Origin of the sequence: Collinsella sp. AF18-8LB (assembly GCF_003459795.1) — a bacterium.
In the GTDB taxonomy this organism is placed as follows: domain Bacteria; phylum Actinomycetota; class Coriobacteriia; order Coriobacteriales; family Coriobacteriaceae; genus Collinsella.
In genome coordinates this window covers 94298-118982 of the sequence record NZ_QRWU01000005.1, presented here as the reverse complement: position 1 = coordinate 118982, position 24685 = coordinate 94298, and the positions used below count along the sequence as shown (strand labels likewise).

Below are 24685 nucleotides of genomic sequence, written 5' to 3'. Positions count from 1 at the left end.
GCGTGTGAAAGGAGAGCAGCATGCTGTTCGATGTTTGGGGAAGCAATACCCTTATCCACTGGGCCGGCTGGGCCATGGTCTTTATTGGCCTCATCGTGCTCAACGAGGTCGGCCGCCGCACCAAGCTCGGCGCGGCCATCATCTTTGGCGTGGCTCCGCTGGCCATGACCATCTACTGCGTCGCCATCGCCATCGGCGTTTCGCAGGGTGCCGAGTGGGCGCTCACCAACCCCACCCATGTGTACCAGAACAGCTGGTTCCACTACGCCAAGGTGTACGCAGCGCTCGCCGGCTGCTGGGGCTTCATTGCCATTAAGTACCAGTGGGGCAAGATCGGCAAGGCGCACTGGTTCCGCGCATGGCCGTTTGTGATCGTCGCCATCAACATCATGATCGCCGTCGTGTCCGACTTTGAGAGCGCCTATCACTTCTTTGTCCTGGGCGAGTCCACCTGGGTCACCTCCGAAGGTGCCACGCAGCTGGCCGGCTGGAACAACGTGTTCAACGGCATCGCCGGCATCATCAACATCTTCTGCATGACCGGCTGGTGGAGCGTCTACGCCTCCGAGGACCAGACCGACATGCTGTGGCCCGACATGACCTGGGTCTACATCATCGCCTACGATATCTGGAACTTCTGCTACACCTACAACTGCCTGCCCACCCACTCCTGGTTCTGCGGCTTTGCGCTGCTGCTGGCGCCCACCGTCGCCGCCTTTATCTGGAACAAGGGTGGCTGGATTCAGAACCGCGCCTTTACGCTGGCTATTTGGTGCATGTTTGCCCAGGTGTTCCCCTACTTCCAGGAGGAGTCCATCTTTGTGACCCACTCCACGCTCGACGCAGGCGCCGCCACCGCGGTCTCGGTCGTCGCGCTGATCGCCAACATCGCCGCGATCATCTACATCGCCTACCGCGCCAAGAAGCTCGGCCGCAATCCCTACAAGCAGGATGTCTTTGAGGGCACCAGCGACTGGGAGAAGGCTACCGCCCGCCGCGCCAAGGTCGATTACGCGCACGCCGAGTAACGTGCCTGACGCAAACGCCGCTTGAATGTGAAGTCGCCTGGCCGACTCCGCGCAATGCAACGTATTGCATGCCCCCGGGAAGCGATTTGTCCGCTTTCCGGGGGCTTTTTGTTGTTGCGCGTGCATTCACGCACATATTCACAATGTATCGCGCAGATAAAATCATATTTCCGACCGCACGCCAGCTCTATCTGGCTCCAATTTTGGGTACATTGTTGTCCCGATATTGAGCTTGGGGGATATATGAAAGATGAGACGAGGGGCCAAGAGGACGCGGCCCAAGATGCAGAAGCTTGCGCTGAGGCCTTGGAGAGCTTAGACCGGATTTCACTCGATGAGATTGCGTTTGACGTTTCGGGCGTTGACGTGCAGGATGAGCCGGAAGCCGAGGCGCAGTCCGATGATCAGGATGCAGACGATGTTGAGCCTGCCGAAGATGAGGCAGATAACGAAGACACCGAAAGCGAGGCCGGCAACCAGCCCGAATCCGACACGGGCGAGGAAACCGTCTTGCTCAACAGCTTGCCGGCCGAGGATTCGCTGACCCGTGAGCTTCCTGGCCTAGGTTCCGCACCAGCCGTGGACGAGACCATCGCCATGGGCGATATTCCCCTGCCGTCCGTTCCCTCGGCACGCGAAGCTGAGATCCGCCATCGCAAGATGTCGCCCAAGCGCCGCAATCTGATGGTCGCCGGTGTCGCGGCCGTCGCGCTCGTCGCCGGCGGTGCAGGCTATGCTGCCTGGAACGGATATCAGCAAGAGCAGGCTGCCGCTGTCGCCGCCAATGCCCACACGATGATGTCAGTGCAGATTGGCGTGCATGCCGCTGGCCTCGACTGTTCCACTGGCTCCAAGATTCCCGTACAGGTGAGTGGGCAGGATTCTGACGCCTCCTCCGTGAGCGAAACGCTCTATGTTGACGAGCACGGCCGCGGCATCAAACTGCTGCCCGGCGATTACACGCTCTCCATCGCTGCCTCCCCCATCGCGGCCGACGGCACCATCTATACCGTCCCGACCACCAAGACGCAGGTCACCGTTAAGAGCGATGGACAGGATTTAAGTGCCCAGGCTACCTTTAAGCTCAAGGTGCCTTCGGCCGACACGGTAACCGACGACCAGATCGATGCCGCCGCCAAATATGCCGAGGAGGGCGGTTGTAGCTCTGCCGCGGCCGCCAAGATACTTCAGCAGGCGGCAACCGCTCGCCGTGATGCCGCCGCCAACGCCGTGAGCGCAAGCGAGGCGCAGGCAGCCCGCGACGCCGATGCTCGGCATAAGGCAACGAACCTGTATCAGCTCGATATTCCCGTTGAGTGGTACGGCAAGGTCGAGACTTGGCAGAATGGCAGCACGCTATGCATCTATCTTGCCGGCGACAGCGATACGCCGATCGTGACGCTCGTCGCGGTGCGCGACGGCGAGAGCTTTACGCCCGATGAGGGCGATACGGTTTTGGGCACGGCAAACCTTGGTAACGGCTACACGGTCTACGCCAGCGGCCCCGTCTATCCGTATGTGGTGCCCCAGACCATCAACGGGCGGACGCAGAATCCCGTGTCGACCTACCCCATGGACACGGCCATTGAGCTTGTCGAGCTCACGACCGGCAACCGCTACACCTACAGCCAGATTAAGAACATGCTGGTCGGCAAAGACGGCAAGGCCGACGCTGCCACCAAGCTCGAGTGCGACTACCTCGCCCAGATTCTGCTGCCGAGCATCAAGGCCCAGGACTAGCCGGGCGCATCATGGTGCTCCCCAACCGTGATGAAGGGGCCAGGAGGTCCTGGCCCCACAGATCCGTAGATGATTAGGCAAGGAGCCACTTCCATGCGGGAACAACGTGTACCACACCGTGCTCGCATGGAATATCGGCCTGCTCATCCATGGTAACGATTGCCGACTCACCAAGATCGAACTGGGCCATCGAGGCATCAAGCGCGGCAATTTCGCGCTCGCGCGTTTTCTCACTTGCCATCTCCACGCTAACCTGGATCAGGCTATAAGCCCGCATGAGAAGTGCGTCCCCAGCCACAAAGTCCACCTCATGGCTTTTGCTCTTCTCTTTGATCAGCAGGCGGCAGACCGATCCGATCCTCACCGCGGGAGTCCTTCTTCTTAGCGCGTTGAACACTGCGGTCTCGAGCCTCTGGCCCTGGTCCAATGCCGATGCGGGAGAGAATGCTCCAAACATCGCAGGATCGACAGCGTAGACCTTAGACGCAGACCGCATGTTATTTGCCAGTGAACGCGTGAACTCCGGCACGGAGAACAGCAGGTAGGCATCCTCATAATACTCAAGTAAGTCGCTGAGCGAATTACGACTGACGGGTATCTGCCTGCTCTTGAACTCGTTGTACACTTTGTTCACCGACAGCTCTCGTCCCGAAGATGCCATACACCGCGTTAGGAACAGCGATGCCAGGCGAGGGTTCTTGACGTCGTAACGCTCAATGACGTCCATAGCGACCGTTCGCGAAGCATATTCCTGTAGCAGCTGAATCGCGTCTGTGGGCGTCTGCTCAAGCGTCGCGATGAATCCCCCTCGTTCAAGATATCCGATCAGATGATGTCGAAGCAGCGCTGCATCGCTTGGGGAAAAGGTCGCATCTGGCTCGAAAACGCTCCCCATCTTATATCGAACGTATTCCGAAAAACTCAACGGAAAAAGCTCTCGTATAAGAGAACGACCCCTGAACTCGCTCTTAAGTTCTGAGGACAGCATCTTAGAAGAAGATCCCGTCACATAGACGGTCGCTTTCTCCGTATCGACTACACGCCGCAGAAACGCACCCCATTCGGGAATTTCCTGGATCTCGTCAAAGAAAATGTAAGCGCCCTCGGTTCGAGCAGCAGGATGCAGCGCATAGAACGTGTCGAGCACGTCCGCCAGCAACGATGGCTCATACGGGCGCAAGCGCTCGTCCTCAAAATTAAAGTAAAGCATCCGATCAAGCTCGACGCCCCGGCCCCGAAGCCGCTGCATCTCCTGATACAAGCGATACGTCTTTCCACAACGGCGGGCCCCCACAACCACATTTACGATGTTGTCGCGCTTTGGCTCCTGTGGGTTTCCCAGATCAAGGTCTCGCTCAAAGACCTGTGGAACCCCCTGCTGTTCAAAGTCCTTTATTTTCTGGGCGATCAAGTCGTTGAATGCCATGATTCTCCAATCTTGCTCTCTAGCTAATCAAAATTATACCGATTCTTGATTAGCTAGAGAGCAAGATTACGTGCAACTTGATTAATAGAAAATCAAGTTTTACTGTTGCCGAGCATCAAGGTCCAAGACTAGCAGCCCGCGACACCCAAATTAGCTACTTAACGCCAGGGGTCAGCTTCGAAGAGAGGTTCGCGCTCGGGGCGGCGATCGCTGTAGGGATCGTAGCCGTCGTCGTCCTCGTTCTCGGCACGGATGTAGGGGTCGCGCGGCTTGGGTGCCGGCTTAGGCGCAGGCTTGGGTGCGGCGGGTGCGGCATCGGTCGCCGGCGCGCTTGTCTTGATCTCGTCTTTCATCTGCATAGCTCCTTGCATCGCATCCGTTCAGCATCATCGATTGTCGCACGAAAAAGGGCGGCGGACCCCATTGGATCCGCCGCCCTTGGCGTTCGGCTCAAAAGGTAGATTATAAGGCATGCGCCAAAAACCTACTGCGCGTCGGGCACCTCGTAGGTAGCAGACGGCGTGTTATCGCACACGACGGTAAAGCCGCCGTCCTTGTCGGCATCGACCGTCACCTGATCGCCCTCGCGCACCGTACCGTCGATGATGGCGGCGGCGATGGCGTCCACGACCTCGCGCTGGACCAGGCGCTTGAGCGGACGGGCACCGAACACGGGGTCCAGGCCACCCACGGCGAGCATCTGCTTGGCCGCCGGGGTGATGGCAAGCGTCATGCGCTCCTTGGCAAGACGTGCGCGGACATCGGCAAGCTGGATATCGACGATCTTTTCGATTTGCGCCATGCCGAGCGGATGGAACACCACGATATCGTCGATGCGGTTGAGGAACTCGGGGCGGAAGGTCTGAGCCATGGCCGCATCGACCTGGTGGCGCATCTCTTCCTCGTCCTTGCCCGAAAGATCGGCGATGGCCTTAGAGCCCACGTTGCTCGTCATGATGATAATCGTGTTCTTGAAGGACACTTGGCGACCCTGGCCATCGGTTAGACGGCCATCGTCGAGCACCTGCAGCAGCACGTTAAAGACATCCGGGTGAGCTTTCTCCATCTCGTCGAGCAAGATCACGGAGTACGGACGACGGCGCACGGCCTCGGTGAGCTGGCCGCCCTCGTCGTAGCCCACGTATCCCGGAGGCGCACCGATCAGACGCTGGACGCTGAACTTCTCCATGTACTCGGACATGTCGATACGCACGAGCGCGCGCTCGTCATCGAACAGGCACTCGGCCAGCGCCTTGGCGAGCTCGGTCTTGCCCACGCCGGTGGGGCCCAGGAAGAAGAAGCTGCCGATGGGCTTGTCCGGATCGGAGAGGCCCGCACGGCTGCGGCGCACAGCTGCGGCGACGGCGGAGACGGCTTCGTCCTGGCCGATGACGCGCTTATGCAGCTCGCCCTCCAGACCTTTCAGCTTGTCGAGCTCGCCCTGCATCATCTTGGACACGGGCACGCCGGTCCAGGCGCTCACGACCTCGGCGATCTCATCGGAGGTCACCTGTTCGTTGAGGCCCTCGCCGTCCTGCTGCTTTTGCGCCTCGAGCGCGGCCTCGGAATCCTGAATCTGCTGCTGCAGGCCCGGAATCACGGAGTAGCGCAGCTCGGACGCACGGCCCAGGTCGCCGCTGCGCGTCGCGCGCTCCTCTTCGCTCTTGGCCTCGTCGAGCTGACCCTTGAGCTCCTGCACGTGGTCGATGGCGTTCTTCTGGTTGAGCCAGCCGGCCTTTTGCACGTTGAGCTTTTCTTGGACCTCGGCAATCTCCTGGCGCAGGGCTTCCAGACGCTCCTTGGAGGCGTCGTCGGTCTCCTTCATGAGCGCCTGCTCCTCGATCTGCAGCTGGGTGAGCTGGCGCGTGGTGGCGTCAATCTCGACCGGCATGCTGTCGAGCTCCATGCGCAGGCGACTTGCGGCCTCATCGACCAGGTCGATGGCCTTGTCGGGCAGGAAGCGGTCGGCGATGTAGCGATCGGAGAGGTCGGCGGCGGCCACGAGCGCGCTGTCGGTGATGTGCACGCCGTGGAAGATCTCGTACTTCTCCTTGAGGCCACGCAGGATCGAGATGGTGTCCTCGACGGTAGGCTCGCTCACCATAACGGTCTGGAAACGACGGGCGAGCGCCGCGTCCTTCTCGATGTACTTACGGTACTCGTCGAGCGTGGTCGCGCCGATCGCGTGCAGGTCGCCGCGGGCGAGCGCCGGCTTGAGGATGTTACCGGCGTCCATGGAGCCCTCGGTAGCGCCCGCGCCCACGATGGTGTGGAGCTCATCGATGAACAGGATGACCTTACCCTCGGACTTCTGCACCTCCTTGAGCACGGCCTTCAAGCGGTCCTCGAACTCGCCGCGGTACTTGGCGCCGGCGACCAGCGCGCTCATGTCGAGCTCGATGAGGTCGCGGTCGCGCAGGGTGCTCGGCACGTCGCCGGCCACGATACGCTGGGCGATGCCCTCGACGATGGCCGTCTTGCCGACGCCCGGCTCGCCGATGAGCACGGGGTTGTTCTTGGTGCGGCGGGACAGAACCTGGATGGTACGGCGAATCTCGTCGGTGCGACCGATGACCGGGTCGAGCTTGCCGGCACGGGCGAGGTCGCAGATGTTGCGGCCGTACTGCTCCAGCGCTTCAAACTGGGTCTTGTCCTCGGCAGACGTCACGCGGTCATCGCCGCGCAGCTCCTCGTAGACCTGCTCGATACGCTCCTTGGTAACGCCGGCGTCGCGCAGCACGCGGCCCGCCTCGCCCTTGTCCTCGGCAAGCGCCATCAGCAGATGCTCGGTCACCACAAAGCTGTCGCCCATCTTGGTGGCCTTCTTCTCGGCCTTTTCGATCACGCGGACGAGCTCGTTGGAAAGACCCATCTGCTGGCCTTCGCCCGAAACCTTGGGCGCGCGGTCGATGGCGTCCTGGGTGGAGCGCGCAAGCTGGGCCGGGTCGGCACCGATGCGCTCGATAATCACGGAGATATTGCGCTCGCCGGCACCGAGCAGGGCGGACAGCAGGTGAATCGGCTCCACCGCGCCGGCCTGCGCGTCGGCAGCCGTGCTCATGGCGGTCTGTAACGCCTCGCGCGACGTCATTGCTAGCTTATCGATTCTCATGGAATCACCTCTCTTGGGGCGGCCGCCCTACGGGGCGGCTTCACGTTGTTCGAGAAGTATTGTTGCCAGCTTTACGCGATCTTATACATAAATCTAAGTCTCTATATATAAGATTTTCTGAGTGATTGAGAGATAGGGAGCAGGCACGCTCACCCGCTACGGCCTCGTCCCCTTACTATCTCAATCTGTAACATCTACTCGGCAAATAGAGCTCTACCTGTTACAGATTGAGACAAACAGAAGACACCCGAATCGAAAATCTAAATCTGTAACACCAGGCCCACTTTTAGCGGCCAAGATGTTACAGATCGAGACAAACAGAAACCACCACAAAGGTTCCCCAATGTGGTGGTTCTTGTGCGCTAGATTGCGCCGTACTCTTTGAGGAGCTTGGCAATGTCGGTGCCCTCGACCTTCTTGAGCACTTCTTTGAGTGCAATTCGCTCGACCATGGGCAGCTTCATGCTGGTGATGGGCTCACCGTCGCGTAGTTTAACGCTGCTCATAAGGAGGTCACGCACGTCAAAGACCGAACCCCAGACCTCGGGTACGCCGCGGTCGACATCGCAGAGCGTGTAGACGGCTTCCATGCCGGTGCGCATGGAGTACTCAGTCGTAAAGATCGTGTCACGCGGCGTCTCGGCAAACTGGCCCAGGAACGCGAAGTTCACGGCGCCATCGGGCACCACGTCGGGGCGGTCGCCTGCTTCACGCGGCATAAAGAAGGCGGTGATGTAGGGCATCATGACGGGCACGGTGTTGGCGTGATTTGCCGCCAGCTCAACAATCTTATCCTCGGGAACGCCCAGGTGATACAGCCATTCCTGGCAAATCTCCTCGCCGGTGCAGTCGCGCATGGCCTTCTTGACGTAGTTGCCGGGCTTGTCGGTAAACAGGCCATACACCCACACGCAAAGCTGGTCTTTGGGCTGATCGCGGAACTGCTGTTGGCGGTTGATCGTCCAGCTCATAAGCCAGCCCGAATCCTCGCAGGTCACAATGCCACCGGTCACGACGTGCCCGGTAAAGGGATCGCGATGGCAGATCTTTTGGATATAGGGCACAATCTCGCCGTCGAGCGTGGTGACCGTGGCGCTCATCCAGTTGCTCTTCTCGGGGTCACCGCAGAACTTATCGGGATGACCAAAGCTCGGATCTTGCGCTGCGATACGACGCCACATGTCCCAACCGCCACCGGGGCGAATCGTCGGATCCCATGCGGCGGGCTTATCCTGCGCGCCGATCGTCGAGTTTTCCACACAGCCGCCGTTGGTGATAAAGACCAGGTCATCCTCAGTGAGGTCGATGTTCGAAATCTCGCCTGCATGCGTCACGGTGATGCGACGCGCGACCTTCTTGGTGCTCGTACTGTAGGGGTTGCGCGCAAAGGCGGCCTGCTGGATGCGCTGAATCGTGTCCTGGCCGGTGCCAGTGACGGCGCGGCGCGGACCCTCGCCGCCGCCCACCTCAAACACCACGTTTTCGACCTTGGTGTCAAAGTGGAACTGCACGCCGTGCGCCTCGAGATAGCGCTGCATGGGCAGAATCATCGACTCGTACTGGTTGTAGCGGGTGAAGCGCAGGGCGCTAAAGTCGGGCAGACCCGCGATGTGGTGGATGTAGCGGCGGATATAGAGCTTCATCTCGAGCGCCGAGTGCCAGTTCTCAAAGGCGAACATGGTGCGCCAGTACATCCAGAAATTCGAGTTGAGCACCTCGTCGTCAAAGAAATCGGTGATGGGACGGTTCGCCAGCTCCTCGTCGGGCGTAAAGAACAGATCCATGATCTCGGTCGCTGCCTTGTCCGACAGGCCGAACTTGCCATCGGTGCCGCCGTCTTGGCCACGGTTCTTAGTCGAGCGGCACAGCGAGTAGTTGGGATCCTCCTTATTGAGCCAGTAGTACTCGTCGAGCACGGAGATGTCCGGATCTTCAATCGAGGGAATGGAGCGGAAAAGATCCCACATGACCTCAAAGTGGTTGTCCATCTCGCGGCCGCCGCGCATGACATAGCCCACGCCGGGGATGTCGGCGCCATCGCAGGCGCCGCCCGCAACGGGGTCCTTTTCGAGGATATGGATGTGGCTTCCGGGCATTTGCGCATCGCGCACCAGATAGCAGGCTGCGGTAAGCGCGCCCAGGCCGGTGCCGATGATGTAGGCGCTCTTGTGGTCGATGCCCGCAGGCTTCTTGGGACGAGCAAAGGCTTCATAGTTTCCACTTGAATAGTACATGGTTCCTCCTTGCTAACGAAGTTCGTTAACAAGCTTTTGCCCTGATCAACGCAGCCTAGCCGATACAAGATCGTCACCTTGTACGATTTTTAATCAACGGGGGCGGATTGTACAAATCTGCTTGGCTTTGGTCTCCCAAGGTCATGCCGGGCCGGGTTTCGGTTTGGGAAGTGGGCTTCGCTAACTTCCCAAACCGAAACCCGGCCCGGCATGACGCACTTGGTCGCTTTGCGCTCCAACGTGAAATAGTCAAAATCTCGCCAGCGCTGCGTCAATCTGGCCTTCGCATATTTTGGAAACGCGCTCGGCTACTGTGCTCGGGTCCTCGGCCATGCCTGCGGCAATCCAGTCGAGCATTACACCTATAAATGCATGTGCGAAAAAGCGGGACAGAAAGTCCTTGTCGCCTTGTGAGATGTTCTTGCCCGCGGCGTGCTCTTCGACCACGCCTTCGATCAGGTCGAATGTCACGGGCTGCAGAAAACGCTGGATGCGCTCGGCGCTCACACAGTGATAGACGTTCATGATAAAGGGCTTGTTGTCGCGCACCGCGAGCATGATGTTTTCCAGGCCCACCTGCCAGGTATCGGCCGTCTTGTTGTTGGCGAGCGCGCGGCCGGCGTCTTCCTCACATGCCCATTCAACCAGGTCGTAGATGTCCTGAAAGTGATAGTAGAACGTCATGCGGCTGACCCCGCAGTCCTCAGTGAGGTCCGCGATGGTGATCTTAGTCAGTGGCTTTTGAAGCAGTAGTCGCTTAAGAGAATCTTCCAACGCGCGCTTTGTCAGTTGTCCAGCCATTGCTCTCCCGCCATCAAAGTTGAATCATGAAATATTCCCATGGTACCCCGCATGCAATCACCATCCACGAAGGGAACAGACACCTTTGTGGTGGTCGCGCTCTCTACTCTTTCGCCGAACCCGTGCTTCCCGATTCGGCGTTCCAGGGCATCTCATCCTCGAACAGCCATGTACGGGCAGATCCACTATCGCGTGCAGTCTGCGGGTCGGGTAAGCAGGTCTGTTTATAGGCATCTTGGATACACTTGCCCATAAAATCGTTGAGCTCGGTCTGGTCGCCCTCCATGACATAGGCGACATCGCCGTCCATGATGTAGATGCTCGGACCCTCATTGCCCTCGTAGCCCGGATCGTACGAAACATCACATAACTTGGCGCCATTCGTGGTGTCCAACTCGATGGACGAGCGGTATCCGCCAACCATGTCGTTCGCCTTTGCTCGATAGGACGCATATCCATACCAACGCTTGAAGGTTTTACCCTTGAGTAGCTCGGACGCCCTATCGATCAGGCTTGTATCCGTGGTATAGCGCATGGCCCCAAGCTGAATGCGCGGATAATTGCTAATTCCCAGCGCAGCCGGTTGCTCATCAAAATCAACAGTAATGGTCTCGGGCTTGTCGTCGCCGGTCAGAAGTTCGATAGATTGAATCACAGGCTTAACCACCGGTTCCGTCACCGCAGCAGGTAGCAATGCCATGCCGACAACGCCCGCGCCAACCACGGCGATCGCAAGCGCCAAGACAATCAATCCAATACGGGTTGAACGGCTCACGGCAAAACACCTCACAATACAAACCTGCGACGTGCGCTAATGATACCGCCAGCTAACACTATCACCAAAAGAAACCGTCCACTCCCCACCACCACGAAAGGGACAGGCCCTTTTGTGGTGGTTTTCGACTCTGGCGCTCAACTGTCTCGATCCATAACATCTAGCTGCCGTTTTGGACCTCAGATGTTACAGATTGAGATGAAATGTTCAGCAGCTCCCGTTTATCTAAATCTGTAACAACTACTCGGCAAATAGAGGTCCACCTGTTACAGATTGAGATAAACCTCGGACACCACCAAGGCGCCCGTCCCCAATGCGGTGCTTCGACAAAAAGAAGCCGCCCCGATAACAGGGGCGGCATCAAGCAAGTCTATTTATTAGCGTCCCTCAAGACCCAACGAGAGCGTCGCGGTAGCCCCGGACACACCTTTCCCTCGGGCGGCCCTCGCGAAGCGCGTGAGCACGAGGGAAAGGTGTGTCCGGGGCGCACAGCAACGTTACTCGGCAGCGGCCTTGAACTTGTTGTAGTTGATCAGACAGCCGGCCTTGACGATGGCACGCTCCTCCGCCGTCATATCGGCAATGTAGAGCTCAATCTGCTCGACCGCACCATCGCCGCGTACTACGTACGCGGCGATGTTCTTCAGGTCGCCATCGAGCGCGGCGCGGATACCCGGCACAAAGACGTAGTCGCCCACCTCAAAGTTGGGCTCCGTCTCCATCTGGAAGGGCACCATGCCCCAGTTCATCACGTTGGAGCGATAGCGCTTGGTGGCGTACTCGTGGACGATGTTGGCCAGACCGCCGATCACGCGCTGGCAGCTCGCGGCCTGCTCGCGGGCGCTGCCGTCGCCGGGCTTCTTGGCGTAAATCATGGAACCGAACTCGGTCGCCTTGGCATCGGCCGCGACACCCGCGCCGGCCAGCGCCTCAAACACACCGGCAAGCTCGACATCGAGCACCGACAGGTCACCCGCGGACTCGCCGGCAACGCGACGCTTCTCCACAGCGTCAACCTCCTTGGAGCGGCCCACGTAGGCAGGGTCGCGGCGGCTGAGCGTAAACTCGGCCAGGCCCAGCGGGTTGGAGCGGAAGGAGCTCGTCTCGCCCGAGGGAATGAGCTCGTCGGTCGTGGTGACCGGGTCCATGATCTTGGAGCACACCTTGAGCAGAATGTCGTCGCCGAGCGGCTCCATCGCAGGCCACGGCTTGATATTGGGACCTTCGACCAGCTCGTCGGCAGGCTCGGCCTTGCCAAAGCCCCAGTATACGCGCTTCTTGTAGGGAGCGTCGTCGAAGGTGTACTCGCAGGCCTCGTCCCAAGTCTCCTCGGGCAGATCGGTCGCCGGAGTGAGCACGCCGCCGTTGGCCGCGGTCGCCGCAATGGAGCGGGCGTCCATCAGGGCCACGGCACTCAGCTGGCCATTGCCCGGCTTGGAACCCTCGCGGTTGGGGAAGTTGCGCGTGGTGTGGCGGATGGACAGCCCGTTGTTGGCGGGCGTGTCGCCGGCGCCAAAGCACGGACCGCAGAACGCCGTGCGCACGATCGCACCGGCCTCCATGAGGTCGTACATATAGCCGCGACGCGTGAGCTCAAGCGCCACGGGCTGGCTTGTGGGATAGACCGACAGCGAGAACTCGCCGCAGCCGGTATTGGCGCCCTTGAGCACGCGGGCAGCCTGCACCACGGAGTCGTAGTTGCCGCCCGAGCAGCCGGCGATAACGCCCTGCTGCACGTGCAGCTTGCCGTCGACGATCTTATCGAGCAGGCTAAAGTGCGTCTTGCCCTCGCCGATCTTGGCGGCCTCAAGTTCCACCTCGTGCAGGATGTCCTCGAGGTTCTCGTTGAGCTCGTCAATCTCAAAGCCGTTGGAAGGATGGAACGGCAGCGCGATCATGGGCTTGATGCTCGACAGGTCGACCTCGACGCAGCCGTCGTAGTAGGCAACATCGGCGGGCTTGAGCTCGCGGTAGTCGTCGCCGCGGCCGTGCATGGTCAAAAACGCGTGCGTGTCCTCGTCGGTTGCCCAGATGGAGGAAAGGCAGGTGGTCTCGGTGGTCATGACGTCGACGCCGTTGCGGTAGTCGGTCGTCATGCTCGCGATACCGGGGCCCACGAACTCCATGACCTTGTTCTTAACGTAACCCTTGGCAAAGACGGCACGGATGATGGCGAGCGCCACGTCGTGCGGGCCGACGCCGGGGCGCGGGGCGCCCGTGAGGTAGATGGCAACGACACCGGGATAAGCGACGTCGTAGGTGTCGCGCAGCAGCTGCTTGGCCAGCTCGCCGCCGCCCTCGCCCACGGCCATGGTGCCCAGGGCGCCGTAGCGGGTGTGCGAGTCCGAACCCAGAATCATCTTGCCACAACCGGCGAAGTTCTCGCGCATAAAGGAGTGGATGACCGCGATGTGCGGCGGGACGAAGATGCCGCCGTACTTCTTGGCCGCAGAGAGGCCAAAGACGTGATCGTCCTCGTTGATGGTGCCGCCCACAGCGCACAGCGAGTTATGGCAGTTGGTAAGCACGTAGGGCAGCGGGAACTGCTCCATGCCCGAGGCACGCGCCGTCTGGATGATGCCGACGAAGGTGATGTCGTGGCTCGCCATGGCGTCGAAGCGAATCTTGAGCGCCTCGGGGTCGCCGGACGTATTGTGTGCCTGAAGAATCGAATACGCGATGGTGCCACGCTTGGCATCCTCGGGCGTCTGCGTAATACCGCGCTCAGCAGCCTCGGCCGCAGGCACAACCTCGCTGCCACGGCGCAGGTAGATGCCGTCCTCGTACAGCTTGACCATACTGTCTCCCACTCTGCCCAAAAGATTTGGGCGCATAGCATACATTCGTTCAATATCGTGCCATAGAACGGTTGCGAGTGGGTTACGAATCTGCGCGTTCACTTTATCTCAGTAAAGCATAAGGCGAGCCGGGGGCGGGAAGACGGGTTTGGCGCACGGAATGTCCCCAAGTGCCGGCAGAAAAGGAACGTCCCCAAGTGCCGAAATGGCGAGAGTGGATAATCTCCCACTTTGAGCCTGCACAAAGGCCAAAAACGGGAGATTATCCACTCTCATTCTGTGGGCACTCATTTAAGTACGTCCCCAATGAGTGCCCGGCGGCGCCGGCGGAACTACAGGTCGCCGCCCGTGCCCAGTAACTTGCGCATGACTTGCTCGGGGTTGACCGAGCCATCGCGCGGGGCCAGTGCGGTGATCTTCTTCTGCATCTTGTACTCGTGCAGCTCGTCCTCGAGCTGGCGCACGCGGGCGCGGAGCTTCTCGTTTTCGCGCTCGCGCTCCTCGGCACGCTCCTTCATATCGAGAATGCGCACCACGCCGGCAAGGTTGATGCCCTCATCGGTCAGCTGGTTGATGAGCTCCAGGCGCTCGATATCGGCACGCGAATACAGGCGCGTGTTGCCGCCCGAGCGCTGGGGGTTCACCAGGCCCTTGGACTCGTAGACGCGCAGAGTCTGCGGGTGCATGCCGGTCAGCTCAGCCGCCACGCTGATCATGTACAGCGGTTTGTTCCTATTGTCCTCGGCCATGCTACCTGACCCCTTTCCGTTTCGCACGTCTACATCATAAGCCCGCGGACGCGGGCGGGCACACAGGCGCCCTAGTACGTCGCCTTGTAACGGTTGACCTTCTCGCGATAGTCGCGCGTGTCGGCCTCGCGCAGTTTGGTCATCGCGTCGCGCTCGTCATCGGATAGGTTCGTGGGAACCTGCACCCTGATCTCGACGAGCAGCGCACCCGTGCGGCCGCGGTGCTTAACGTCGGGCGCGCCCATTTCCTTAAAGCGGAACTTCTTGCCCGTCTGGGTACCCGCGGGCACCTTCAGACGAACCGTCGCGCCACCGGGCGTGGGCACGTCCACCGTGCAGCCGAGTGCCGCCTCGTAGACCGAAATCGGCACCTCCATGGTCACATCGGCGCCCTTGCGCTTAAACAGCGGGTGCTCCTCCACGTGCGTGGTCACGACCAGGTCGCCGCGCTCGCCACCGGCGACGCCGTACTCGCCGCGACGCTTGTAGCGCAGCTTGCCGCCATCCACGGCGCCCGCGGGAACCGAGACCGTAATGGTCTGCTGCTCGCCCGTCGAGGGAATGCGGTAGGTGACCTTGTGCGTCACGCCGCGAAACGCGTCCTCGGCCGTTACGTCGACAGTCAGCGACAGGTCGCCGCCCTTGCGCGCGCGGTTGCGGCCCGCGCCGGCACCGGCATTACCCGCAGCCCCAGCAAAGCCAGAGCCCCAATCGCTGCCCCAGGCGCCGTTGCCGCTAAAGATGCTGTCGAAGATATCACCCCAGCCGCTGGCGCCCGCGCCGGCGCCGTAGCCACCGCTATACGCGCCGCCCGCGCCCGGCATGCCGCCGAACATGAGCATCTGGTCGTACTCTTTGCGCTTCTTCTCGTCCGAAAGCGTCTCGTAGGCCTCGCTGATCTCCTTAAACTTGGCCTCGTCGCCGCCGGCATCGGGGTGATATTTTTGCGCGAGCTTGCGAAACGCGCTCTTGATCTCTTTGTCGGAGGCGCTCTTGGATACGCCCAGGATGTCATAGAAGGTTTTGCCTGCAGCCATCGTAGCTCCTCTCCTGTTTCATCCACCGTCCAACGGGCGGCGGCTCATACTGTCATATGGCACTAGGCCAGAAAGGGCCCCGGGTGTTGCCCCGGGGCCCTTCTCAATTACTCCTCGGTGCTCTCGGCCGTGTCGGCCGCAGCATCCTCGGGCGCCGCTTCGGGCTCCGGTGCGGGGCGCTTCTCGCCACCGTAGGTCACCGTCACCATCGCGGAACGCAGGATGCGGTCCGCCATGCGGTAGCCCTTCTGGTACACGTCGTTGACGGTCTCGTCGTACTGCGACGCGTCCTCGACGCGACCCACGGCCTGGTGCTCGAGCGGATCGAACGCCTCGCCCTTGGGGTCGATGGGCTCAACGCCCTCGTGTGCAAACACATCGAGCAGCTTGGCATGCACCGCATCGACGCCGTCGACGAACTGCTTAAAGTCGTCGGCAAGCTCCTGGCTGCGGGCATGGTCGATCGCACGCTCGATATCGTCGACCACCGGCAGCAGCGCGGTGACGAGCTTCTCGGTCGCGCGCTCGCGCTCGGCGATGCGCTCGTTGGCGGTGCGACGACGGAAGTTCTCCCAGTCGGCCTGCAGACGGGCGGTGCGCTCGGTGGCGTCCTTTGCCTTGTCCTCGGCGGCCTTCTGAGCCTCTGCCGCAGCATCGAGCTCATGACGAACGTCGGCAAGCTCCTTCTGGGCCTGCTCGAACTTGAACTTAAAGTCGTTGTCGGCGGCTTCCTCACCGGCGCGGATAGCGGCTTCCACCATCTCGTCCTCGGTCATCGTCGCCTCCTTGTTGGAATCCTCTACCTGGTTCTCGGCAGCCTCGGCGGCCGGGGCCTCGTTGGCCTCGGTATCGTCTACGGCCTCTACGGGAATCTTCACGTCCTTCTCCTCAGAGTCAACGGGGGCGGCGCTGGTGGCAGCCGCCTCCGTGCGAGCTTTACAGTCGGACATGATTACTTGTCCTCGTCGTCTACAACCTCGTAGTCGGCGTCGACCACATCGTCGTCGGTCTGGGCGCCGGCGGCACCGTCGGTCTGCTGCTGAGCGTCGGCGTAGACAACCTGAGCCAGCTCGTAGGCCACGGACTGCAGGGACTCGCCAGCGGCCTTGATGGCCTCGACGTCAGAGCCCTCAAGCGCCTTCTTGGCGTCGGCGATAGCGGCCTCGGCCTTGGACTTCACATCGGCGGAAACCTTGTCGCCCAGCTCGTTGAGGGTCTGCTCGGTGGAGTAGCACAGGCTGTCGGTCTGGTTGCGGACCTCGACCTCTTCCTTCTGCTTCTTGTCCTCCTCGGCATGAGCCTCGGCGTCCTTGACCATACGATCGACTTCGTCGTCGGAAAGCGCGGTAGAGCCGGAGATGGTGATCTGCTGCTCCTTGCCGGTGCCCTTGTCCTTAGCGGAGACCTTGACGATGCCGTTGGCGTCGATGTCGAAGGTGACCTCGATCTGCGGCACGCCGCGGCGGGCGGCCGGGATACCGGTCAGCTGGAACTTACCGAGCGACTTGTTGTCGCGAGCAAGCTCGCGCTCGCCCTGGAGCACGTTGATCTCGACGCTGGTCTGGTTGTCGGCAGCGGTGGAGTAGACCTCGGTCTTGGAGGTCGGGATCGTGGTGTTGCGGTCGATCATCTTGGTCATGATGCCGCCCATAGTCTCGACGCCCAGCGACAGCGGGGTAACATCGAGCAGCAGGATGCCCTCGACGTCGCCGGTGAGCACGCCGCCCTGGACGGCAGCGCCGTCGGCAACGACCTCGTCGGGGTTCACGGACATGTTGGGCTGCTTGCCGGTCATGGTCTTGACGAGCTCCTGGACGGCGGGCATACGGGTGGAGCCGCCGACGAGGATGACCTCGGTCAGATCGGAGAGCTTGAGCTTAGCGTCGCGCAGGGCGTTGGTGACAGGCTGCTTGCAGCGCTCGAGCAGGTCGCGGGTGATCTTCTCGAACTCGGCGCGGGTCAGCGTGTAGTTGAGGTGCAGCGGGCCGGACTGGTTCATGGTAATGAACGGCAGGTTGATGGTGGTCTGCTGGGCGGCGGAGAGCTCCTTCTTGGCGTTCTCGGCGGCCTCCTTCAGACGCTGCAGGGCCATGGGGTCCTGACGCAGGTCGACACCGTTCTCCTGCTGGAACTTATCGGCCATCCAATCGATGACGCGCTGATCCCAGTCGTCGCCGCCCAGGTGGTTGTCGCCCGAGGTGGACAGAACCTCAAACACGCCGTCGGCGAGGTCGAGGATGGAGACGTCGAAGGTGCCGCCGCCCAGGTCGAAGACCAGGATGCGCTGGTCGGTGCCCTGCTTGTCCAGGCCATAGGCAAGAGCAGCAGCAGTCGGCTCGTTGACGATACGCTTGACGTTGAGGCCGGCGATCTTACCGGCGTCCTTGGTGGCCTGACGCTGGGCGTCGTTGAAGTAGGCCGGGACGGTGATGACGGCGTCGGTGACGGTCTCGCCCAGATACTTCTCGGCGTCGGCCTTCATCTTTGCGAGCACCATGGCGCTCACCTGCTCGGCGGTGTAATCCTTGCCCTCGATGTCGACGACGGCACGGCCGCCCTGGCCCTCCTTGACCTCATACGGCACGGTCTTGAGCTCGGAGGTGCACTCGGAGTACTTACGGCCCATGAAGCGTTTGATGGAGAACACGGTGTTCTTGGGGTTGGTGACAGCCTGGTTCTTAGCGGCCTTACCCACGACGCGGTCGCCGTCGGCACGGAAGCCCACGACGGACGGGGTGGTGCGGTCGCCCTCGGCGTTCACGATGATGGTCGGAGAACCGCCCTCGAGGACGGCCATAGCGGAGTTAGTAGTACCAAGGTCGATACCAAGAATCTTGCCCATTAGAAATTCCCTCTCTCTTGTGCGTTTGCGCCGCCTCGGCGGTCTGTCGCGCGGCGCTTCGGCTTGTCTTTCAGGATGTAGTGTATCCCCTTATGGGCCGGAATATACAAAATCTAAGTCAATTCATATAAGATTTCTTATTGCTCAGAGTTTAGGTTCGAAAAATCGCAGGTAGAAGCGCTATTTGAGTTCTCGGCAAATCTATTGAGATCTATGTAGAGATAACTGAGGTTTGCGACCCGGAGCCCTGCATGTCATTTCTAGCCCGTCCACAAATGGCAGGATAACTTGCCCAATCGCTCAATATTTCGAGTCACCTATAGCTAACATTTGCGCAGCTCAACGGCCCCACCTGCGCGTTTTTTAGTAAACCTTGGCATACTCGGCGAACGGTATGAAGATGCCGGCCAGAGGGTATTGCAAACGGTCGCTCCCGTGGTATGTTTTTGCCCGAATCAAACCGGCGCGCATCGCCTGTAGCGTCGGTCAACAGAGAGGAAACTACCATGGCTCATCCCGTAATTGATGCCGACGAGTGCATCGCTTGTGGCGTTTGCGTCGACTCCTGCCCCGCTGGCGTTCTGGAGCTCCAGGACGTCGCTACCGTCGCTGACGAGGACTCCTGCGTCGCCTGTGGCGCTTGCCAGGACGCTTGCCCCGCCGGCGCGATCACCGAGATCGTCGAGGAGTAACAACTCCCCCACTTGCACACTCAAAAGTACACCGTGCACAAATAAAGGAGGCCTCCGCATCGCCGCGGAGGCCTCCTTTTTTGTGCGGATAACTAATTTGGCACCGTCGCAGGTTGAGCTCACGTCAGCGAAAACGCCCCTAAGCGAGCAAGGTGACGTGAAAGAGGAGGGAAGCGTACTTTGGTACGCGACCGACGATTGAACGTCAGATTGCCGCTTAGGAGCGTTTGCAGCGTCGGCTAAGAGAGATCGTCCTCGTAGGGCATTAAATCGGCAAGGTAGCCCTTCTCCTTGAGCATGGCCTCGATCTCGTCGAGGGTTTGCTCGTCCTCTGCCGCAATGCGATGGAAGTGATAGCCGCTCGTCACCGTTAGCAGTGGAAAGCTCTTGCCGCTCTCGATATCGTGCAGATAGCGCTCAACATCGCGACGGTTGCGGATGTCCAGGTCGGCCGTGATCTTACCGTACACGCGGTGATTGACGATCACGTTGAGCACGGCGCCGCCGGCGTCGACGATACTCGTGAGCTCATCGCCTGCCTGCTCCACGCTGTGGCGAACCTTGACCAAGCGCGTGGGCACGGCGGGGCTGCTGGGGGCCTCCTGCAGCACATAGCCACGGTTGGTTGCCACGACATCGTGCCCATCGGCACGCAACAGGGCAATATCCTGAACCACGACCTGGCGGCTCACGCCAACCTCGCGGGCAAGTGCGCTGCCCGAAACGGGCTCCCTGGCTCCCTCGAGCACGCCCATGATGGCACGACGGCGCTCGCGGGCGTTCATTATTTACCGTCCAGCAGACGCAGGTGCTTAAGCGAGAGGTCGAGAATCGGCGCAGAGTGCGTCAATGCCCCCGAGCTAATAAAGTCAACGCCCAGGTCGGCGAGCGCGCGGATATTGCCGGCATCCACATTGCCCGAGCACTCGGTCTTGGCGCGGCCGGCGATAAGCTCAATCGCGGCAGCCATGTCATCGTGGGTCATGTTGTCGAACATGATGATGTCGGCACCGGCCTCCACGGCCTCGCGTACCATGTCCAGGTTCTCGCACTCAATCTCAACCGTCGTGGTAAACGATGCGTGAGCGCGTGCCATCTCAATCGCACGCGTCACACCACCGGCGGCGTCGATATGGTTGTCCTTGAGCATGACAGCCGTCGACAGGTTGTAGCGGTGGTTGCTGCCGCCGCCGATCTCGACCGCGGCCTTCTCAAAGACGCGCATGCCCGGCGTGGTCTTGCGTGTGTCGACAAGCACGGTCTTAGCACCCTCGAGCGCCGCCGCCATGTTGTGTGTGTAGGTGGCGATACCGCTCATACGCTGCAGATAGTTGAGCGCCACGCGCTCGCCCGAAAGCAGCACGCGCGCGTCGCCGCGCACCTGGCCCACGTGGTCGCCGGCGTGCACCTCGTCACCGTCGGCAACATCAAACAGCACCGAGCTCTGCGAATCCAGCAGCTCAAAGGTGCGAGCGAACACATCCAGGCCGGCAATGATGCCATCGGCCTTGGCGATGAGCTCCACCGTGGCGGGGCGCGCCGTGGGGCACACGCTCGCCGTGCTCACGTCCTCAAACGTAATGTCCTCGCGCAGAGCCTGCAGAATCAGATCATCGACGACGAGTTTCATAGTAATGGGATTCATGGTCTACTCCTCCACGGCCTGCGTGCCGGCGGCACGGGCCAGATCATCGATTGCCAGGGTGTCGGCGCTCAGGGCGCGATGACGGCCATCGAGCGCGGGCTCGCCCACCTGCTCCACGGCAAGCGACTCGCCGGTGCACATACGCCAAGCAGCGCGGCGACCCCAGACTAGGGATTCGAGCAAGCTGTTGGAAGCTAGGCGATTCTTGCCGTGAACGCCGTTGCAGGCCGTCTCGCCGGCGGCGTAGAGCTCGGGCATCGAGGTACGGCCGTCCTTGTCGACCCACACGCCGCCCATAAAGTAGTGCTGTGTGGGCGTGACGGGGATAGGCTCATCCAGGATGTCGCGACCGTCCTCAAGGCAGCGTGCGCGGATGTTGGCGAAGTGCCCGGTCACCACGTCGCGCTCGACGGGGGCAAAGCTCAGCCACTCGTGCTCGGTGCCGTCCTGCTTCATCTGCTCGCGGATAGCGGCGGCGACCACGTCGCGCGGCTGCAGCTCGTCGGTAAAGCGCTCGCCGGCGGCGTTAAGCAGAATCGCGCCCTCGCCGCGGCAACTCTCGCTGATCAGGAAGGTACGGCCCGGCTGCGGCGAGAACAGTCCCGTGGGGTGAATCTGCACGTAGTCCAGATGCTCCATCGTGATGCCGTGCTCCTGCGCGATGTAGCAGGCGTCGCCGGTGAGCTGCGGGTAGTTGGTGGAGTGATCGTACACGCCGCCAATGCCACCCGTCGCCCACAGCGTATGGCGGGCATGGATCTTAAACGGCTCGCCGGCATGCACGCCCTCGGCGGCATTTGCCAGCTCGTCGGCGGGACGAACCGAGTTGTCCTCGTCCACGGGAACGGCGATGACGCCGCCGCACACCGTGGCGCCGTCGCGCTCGGCCGTCAGGATGTCGGTCATGGCCACGTGCTCCAAAATCTGCACGTTGTCCAGCTTGCGCACGGCCTGGAGCAGCTTGGTCGTGATCTCCTTGCCCGTAATGTCGGCGTGGAAGGCGATGCGCGAGCGGCTGTGCGCGCCCTCGCGGGTAAAGTCGAGGCTGCCGTCGGCCTTGCGCTCAAAGTCCACGCCCATGGCCAGCAGGTCGTTGATGACCGAGCGGCTCGAGCGAATCATGATGTCAACGCTCTCGCGGCGGTTCTCGTAGTGGCCGGCGTGCATGGTGTCCTCAAAGAAGGCATCGTAGTCCGAGCCTTCGGGCAGCACGCAGATGCCGCCCTGCGCGAGCATCGAATCGCACTCGTCGACAGCGCCCTTGGAGAGCATGATTACGCGCGTGCTCGTCGGCAGATTGAGAGCCGCATACAGGCCCGCCACGCCGCAACCGGCAATGACGACGTCGCACTCCATGTCGGGGTATTGTTTGGTTTCCACAGGAATCCTCTCCCTTGTAATGTGACATGCGGGACCGTCCCTCATGTCACATTGTTCTAGCGCGCCGCGTACTCGAGCATGCGGTCGAGCGTGAGTTTGGCCTGGTCGGCGGCCTCGTCCGATACGCCGATCTGCACCTCGCCCTCGCCCGTCTCCAGGCAACGCACGAGCTTTTCGAGCGTGATGAGATCCATGTTGACGCAGGTGGGCTGCACCGCGGGGAAGTAGAACTTCTTGCCGGTGCCCTGACAGCGGCGCTCGAGCTCGTAGAGCACGCCGCGGACCGTCACGATGATGAACTCGTTTGCGTCCGACTCCTCAGCGTACTTGATGATGCCGGCGGTAGAGCCAATGTAGTCGGCCTCGGCAAGGACATCGGCCTTGCACTCGGGGTGCGCCAGCACGAGCGCGTCGGGGTGGGCCTCCGTCGCATCGACGATCTGCTCGACGGTGATGATGTGGTGGCGCGGGCAGTAGCCGTTGTTGAGAATGACGTGCTTTTGCGGCACCTGCTCGGCTACGAAACGGCCCAGGTTTTGATCGGGGATGAACAGGATGTGCTGTTGCGGCAGCTCGGACACGATCTTGACGGCGTTGGAGCTGGTGACGCACACGTCGCTCCAGCTCTTGATCTCGACCGTCGAGTTGACGTAGCAGACCACGGCAAGGTCGTCACCGTACTCGGCGCGCGCCGCGTCGACCGTCTCGCGCTTGACCATGTGAGCCATGGGGCAGTCCGCACCCGGCTCGGGCAGCAGCACGGTCTTAGTGGGATTGAGCAGCTTGGCGCTCTCGCCCATAAACTCTACGCCGCACAGCACGATGGTCTGCTGCGGCAGGCTCTTGGCGAGCTTAGCCAGGTAGAAGCTGTCGCCGACGTAATCGGCCACAGCCTGGACCTCGGGCGCCACGTAATAGTGCGCCAGGATCACCGCGTCGCGCTGGGTTTTAAGTTGCTGAATGGCCTCGACGAGCTCTGCGGGCACCAATGCCGCGCGCTCCGTTGCCGTCGTTGCCGATGCCAGGCCGGCCGCGATATCGCGTGCAAGCTCCGACGCATCCATGTTCGCGCTCTGTGCCATCAAGGCCCCTCTCTTTTAGCGAATCTTGGGGCTTTAGTATGACACCTAGGTTTACAGCTGACAAGACAGCTGTAAACCTAGGTGTAAAGTTGAAATAAAGATTCAATCATGCGGCAGGTCCATTTTCGAACTGGCAAGCTGAGGATAGTTGAAAATGGACCCGCCCCAAGATTCGAGCAGCCCTTTTGTCCTGGCCCGAGAGGCAGTGGTCAAAAAAGGCCAAATATGAGTACTGTCACCAAATTAGTAGCAGCGATTTTCCGGTCCAGATCAGCAAAATCGCCTTGTTTGGAGCCCGATCGTGACTCTGACGGACGAAAATCGATGCGCTTTTGGCCGCTGGCACCGATTTTGGAGGCCATGTGGCTGCCACTAAACTGGTAACAGTACTCATATTTGGCCTTTTTTGACCACCGGGCTTCCGGCAGGCCCCAAAAGCGGGCCCGAATCGCTCGATCCGGGCCCGCTGGGGGTAACGCGCACAGTCGTGGTGCAAGAAGCAAGGGAGGGCCAGCGCCTAGATATTCGACGAAAGGAAAGACGATGGCCCGCAGCGACATGCTATCCCAGCCGGACCGGGGGCTCGGCCTCGACCGGCCCCAGACCGAGGCATTTCACCGACGAGTTCAAGAGGCAGATAGTCGACCTCCACAACGCCGGAAAGCCCAGGCGCGAGGCCATGGACGAATACGACCTCGGCAAGAGCACCGTGGAGAGGCGGGTCAAGCCGATAAACGCGACCGGCTCGCCGCGCGCCGCCGATAACCGCACGCCCGAGCAGAACCGGATCCTGGAGCTCGAGCGCGAGAACCGCAGGCTCCGGATGGAGGTCGACATCTTAAGACGAGCGGCGCCGGTATACGCTCGGAAATGAGGGCCATGGCGGCCAACGGGGACCGCTACCCCATATCGGCGCAGCGCGGGCATCGAGGTATTCCACACGGACCGCGGCAGCGAGTTCGACAACGCCGAGATCGACCTGATGCTCGAGGTCTTCGGCATAGAGAGGTCGCTGTCGGCCAAGGGCTGCCCCCACGACAGCGCCGTCGACGAGTCGGCCGACGGGATACCGAGGGCCGAGCTCGCCCGCCGCGAGGCGTTCGGCACGATGCGCGAGCTCCGGGCCAAGCTCTCGGACTACGTGCACCGGTACGACAACTTCAGGATCCACTCGGCGAGCCCGGCGGTGGACAGGCCCGCCAGCGCCTTGGTGACGCTCGTCTTGGAGTAGCCCAGCAGGCACGCTATGTCCACGTTGTGGCAGGAGCCGCGCTCGGAGCGGATGCGCAGGATGGCCTCCAGATAGTCCTCCGAGGATTCCGTGGAACGCTGCTTGTTCATCGG

At 61.1% G+C, this 24685-nt stretch carries 21 protein-coding genes; 5 read left to right on the top strand and 16 right to left on the bottom strand.

Features of this window, described 5'->3' with window-relative positions:
* Window positions 1-20: 20 nt before the first annotated feature.
* Both DWX25_RS06685 and DWX25_RS06680 read left to right on the top strand, forming a co-directional pair.
* The gene (locus tag DWX25_RS06685; protein WP_117735391.1) at window positions 21-1028 is read left to right on the top strand and encodes a DUF5692 family protein; all 1008 of its coding nucleotides are present in this window, start codon (window positions 21-23) and stop codon (window positions 1026-1028) included.
* Between the two features lie 243 nt (window positions 1029-1271).
* Window positions 1272-2768, top strand: a complete 1497-nt coding sequence (locus DWX25_RS06680; protein WP_117798905.1) for a hypothetical protein — start codon at window positions 1272-1274, stop codon at window positions 2766-2768.
* A 73-nt stretch (window positions 2769-2841) separates the two neighbouring features.
* On the opposite strand, the gene DWX25_RS06675 is transcribed toward DWX25_RS06680, so the two are convergent.
* From DWX25_RS06675 to dnaK, 11 genes are all read right to left on the bottom strand, one after another.
* Window positions 2842-4194 carry an ATP-binding protein gene (locus tag DWX25_RS06675; protein WP_117798904.1) on the bottom strand — a complete coding sequence of 451 codons (1353 nt, stop codon included), beginning with the start codon at window positions 4192-4194 and terminating at the stop codon, window positions 2842-2844.
* A gap of 158 nt (window positions 4195-4352) precedes the next feature.
* A complete protein-coding gene (locus DWX25_RS06670; RefSeq protein WP_233505209.1) occupies window positions 4353-4547 on the bottom strand; it encodes a hypothetical protein in 195 nt (64 codons plus the stop codon).
* A 131-nt stretch (window positions 4548-4678) separates the two neighbouring features.
* Window positions 4679-7306, bottom strand: coding sequence for an ATP-dependent chaperone ClpB (clpB, locus tag DWX25_RS06665; protein WP_117798903.1), 2628 nt, complete (start codon window positions 7304-7306; stop codon window positions 4679-4681).
* Between the two features lie 362 nt (window positions 7307-7668).
* A complete protein-coding gene (locus DWX25_RS06660) occupies window positions 7669-9540 on the bottom strand; it encodes an oleate hydratase (RefSeq protein WP_117735387.1) in 1872 nt (623 codons plus the stop codon).
* Window positions 9541-9789: 249 nt separating this feature from the next.
* Complete coding sequence (locus tag DWX25_RS06655) at window positions 9790-10341, bottom strand: TetR/AcrR family transcriptional regulator (RefSeq protein WP_117735386.1); 552 nt, start codon at window positions 10339-10341, stop codon at window positions 9790-9792.
* Between the two features lie 103 nt (window positions 10342-10444).
* Window positions 10445-11116, bottom strand: a complete 672-nt coding sequence (locus DWX25_RS06650; RefSeq protein WP_147326618.1) for a hypothetical protein — start codon at window positions 11114-11116, stop codon at window positions 10445-10447.
* Between the two features lie 497 nt (window positions 11117-11613).
* Window positions 11614-13914 (bottom strand): hydratase, encoded by a 2301-nt coding sequence (locus tag DWX25_RS06645; protein WP_117763360.1) that lies wholly within the window; start codon window positions 13912-13914, stop codon window positions 11614-11616.
* Between the two features lie 332 nt (window positions 13915-14246).
* Entirely contained in the window at window positions 14247-14663 is a 417-nt protein-coding gene (locus tag DWX25_RS06640; protein ID WP_055250809.1) for a heat shock protein transcriptional repressor HspR, read from the bottom strand.
* Window positions 14664-14734: 71 nt separating this feature from the next.
* On the bottom strand, window positions 14735-15700 hold the full coding sequence (locus DWX25_RS06635; RefSeq protein WP_117798902.1) for a DnaJ C-terminal domain-containing protein: 966 nt from the start codon (window positions 15698-15700) through the stop codon (window positions 14735-14737).
* Window positions 15701-15807: 107 nt separating this feature from the next.
* Window positions 15808-16650, bottom strand: a complete 843-nt coding sequence (locus DWX25_RS06630; RefSeq protein ID WP_117735382.1) for a nucleotide exchange factor GrpE — start codon at window positions 16648-16650, stop codon at window positions 15808-15810.
* Window positions 16651-16652: 2 nt separating this feature from the next.
* A complete protein-coding gene (gene dnaK, locus DWX25_RS06625; RefSeq protein ID WP_117798901.1) occupies window positions 16653-18542 on the bottom strand; it encodes a molecular chaperone DnaK in 1890 nt (629 codons plus the stop codon).
* Window positions 18543-19048: 506 nt separating this feature from the next.
* On the opposite strand from dnaK, the gene DWX25_RS06620 reads away from it, so the two are divergent.
* Window positions 19049-19234: a DUF362 domain-containing protein gene (locus DWX25_RS06620; RefSeq protein ID WP_006235216.1), complete on the top strand. Its 186-nt coding sequence runs from the start codon at window positions 19049-19051 to the stop codon at window positions 19232-19234.
* Window positions 19235-19473: 239 nt separating this feature from the next.
* Here DWX25_RS06620 and DWX25_RS06615 read toward each other — a convergent pair whose 3' ends face one another.
* The 4 genes from DWX25_RS06615 to nadA are packed head-to-tail and all read right to left on the bottom strand — an operon-like array spanning window position 19474 to window position 23341.
* A complete protein-coding gene (locus DWX25_RS06615) occupies window positions 19474-20019 on the bottom strand; it encodes a transcription repressor NadR (RefSeq protein ID WP_117770262.1) in 546 nt (181 codons plus the stop codon).
* Window positions 20019-20879, bottom strand: a complete 861-nt coding sequence (nadC, locus tag DWX25_RS06610; protein ID WP_117798900.1) for a carboxylating nicotinate-nucleotide diphosphorylase — start codon at window positions 20877-20879, stop codon at window positions 20019-20021. The genes DWX25_RS06615 and nadC overlap by 1 nt, the downstream gene beginning before the upstream one ends.
* 3 nt (window positions 20880-20882) lie before the next feature.
* Window positions 20883-22259 carry an L-aspartate oxidase gene (locus DWX25_RS06605; RefSeq protein ID WP_233505207.1) on the bottom strand — a complete coding sequence of 459 codons (1377 nt, stop codon included), beginning with the start codon at window positions 22257-22259 and terminating at the stop codon, window positions 20883-20885.
* A gap of 56 nt (window positions 22260-22315) precedes the next feature.
* Window positions 22316-23341, bottom strand: a complete 1026-nt coding sequence (gene nadA / locus DWX25_RS06600) for a quinolinate synthase NadA (RefSeq protein ID WP_117793937.1) — start codon at window positions 23339-23341, stop codon at window positions 22316-22318.
* Window positions 23342-24020: 679 nt separating this feature from the next.
* On the opposite strand from nadA, the gene DWX25_RS09710 reads away from it, so the two are divergent.
* A complete protein-coding gene (locus DWX25_RS09710; RefSeq protein WP_233505055.1) occupies window positions 24021-24215 on the top strand; it encodes a hypothetical protein in 195 nt (64 codons plus the stop codon).
* Window positions 24216-24323: 108 nt separating this feature from the next.
* The gene (locus tag DWX25_RS09705; RefSeq protein WP_233505056.1) at window positions 24324-24572 is read left to right on the top strand and encodes an integrase core domain-containing protein; all 249 of its coding nucleotides are present in this window, start codon (window positions 24324-24326) and stop codon (window positions 24570-24572) included.
* On the opposite strand, the gene DWX25_RS06590 is transcribed toward DWX25_RS09705, so the two are convergent.
* Window positions 24479-24682 carry a hypothetical protein gene (locus DWX25_RS06590; RefSeq protein WP_117742906.1) on the bottom strand — a complete coding sequence of 68 codons (204 nt, stop codon included), beginning with the start codon at window positions 24680-24682 and terminating at the stop codon, window positions 24479-24481. The genes DWX25_RS09705 and DWX25_RS06590 overlap by 94 nt on opposite strands.
* Window positions 24683-24685: the final 3 nt, after the last annotated feature.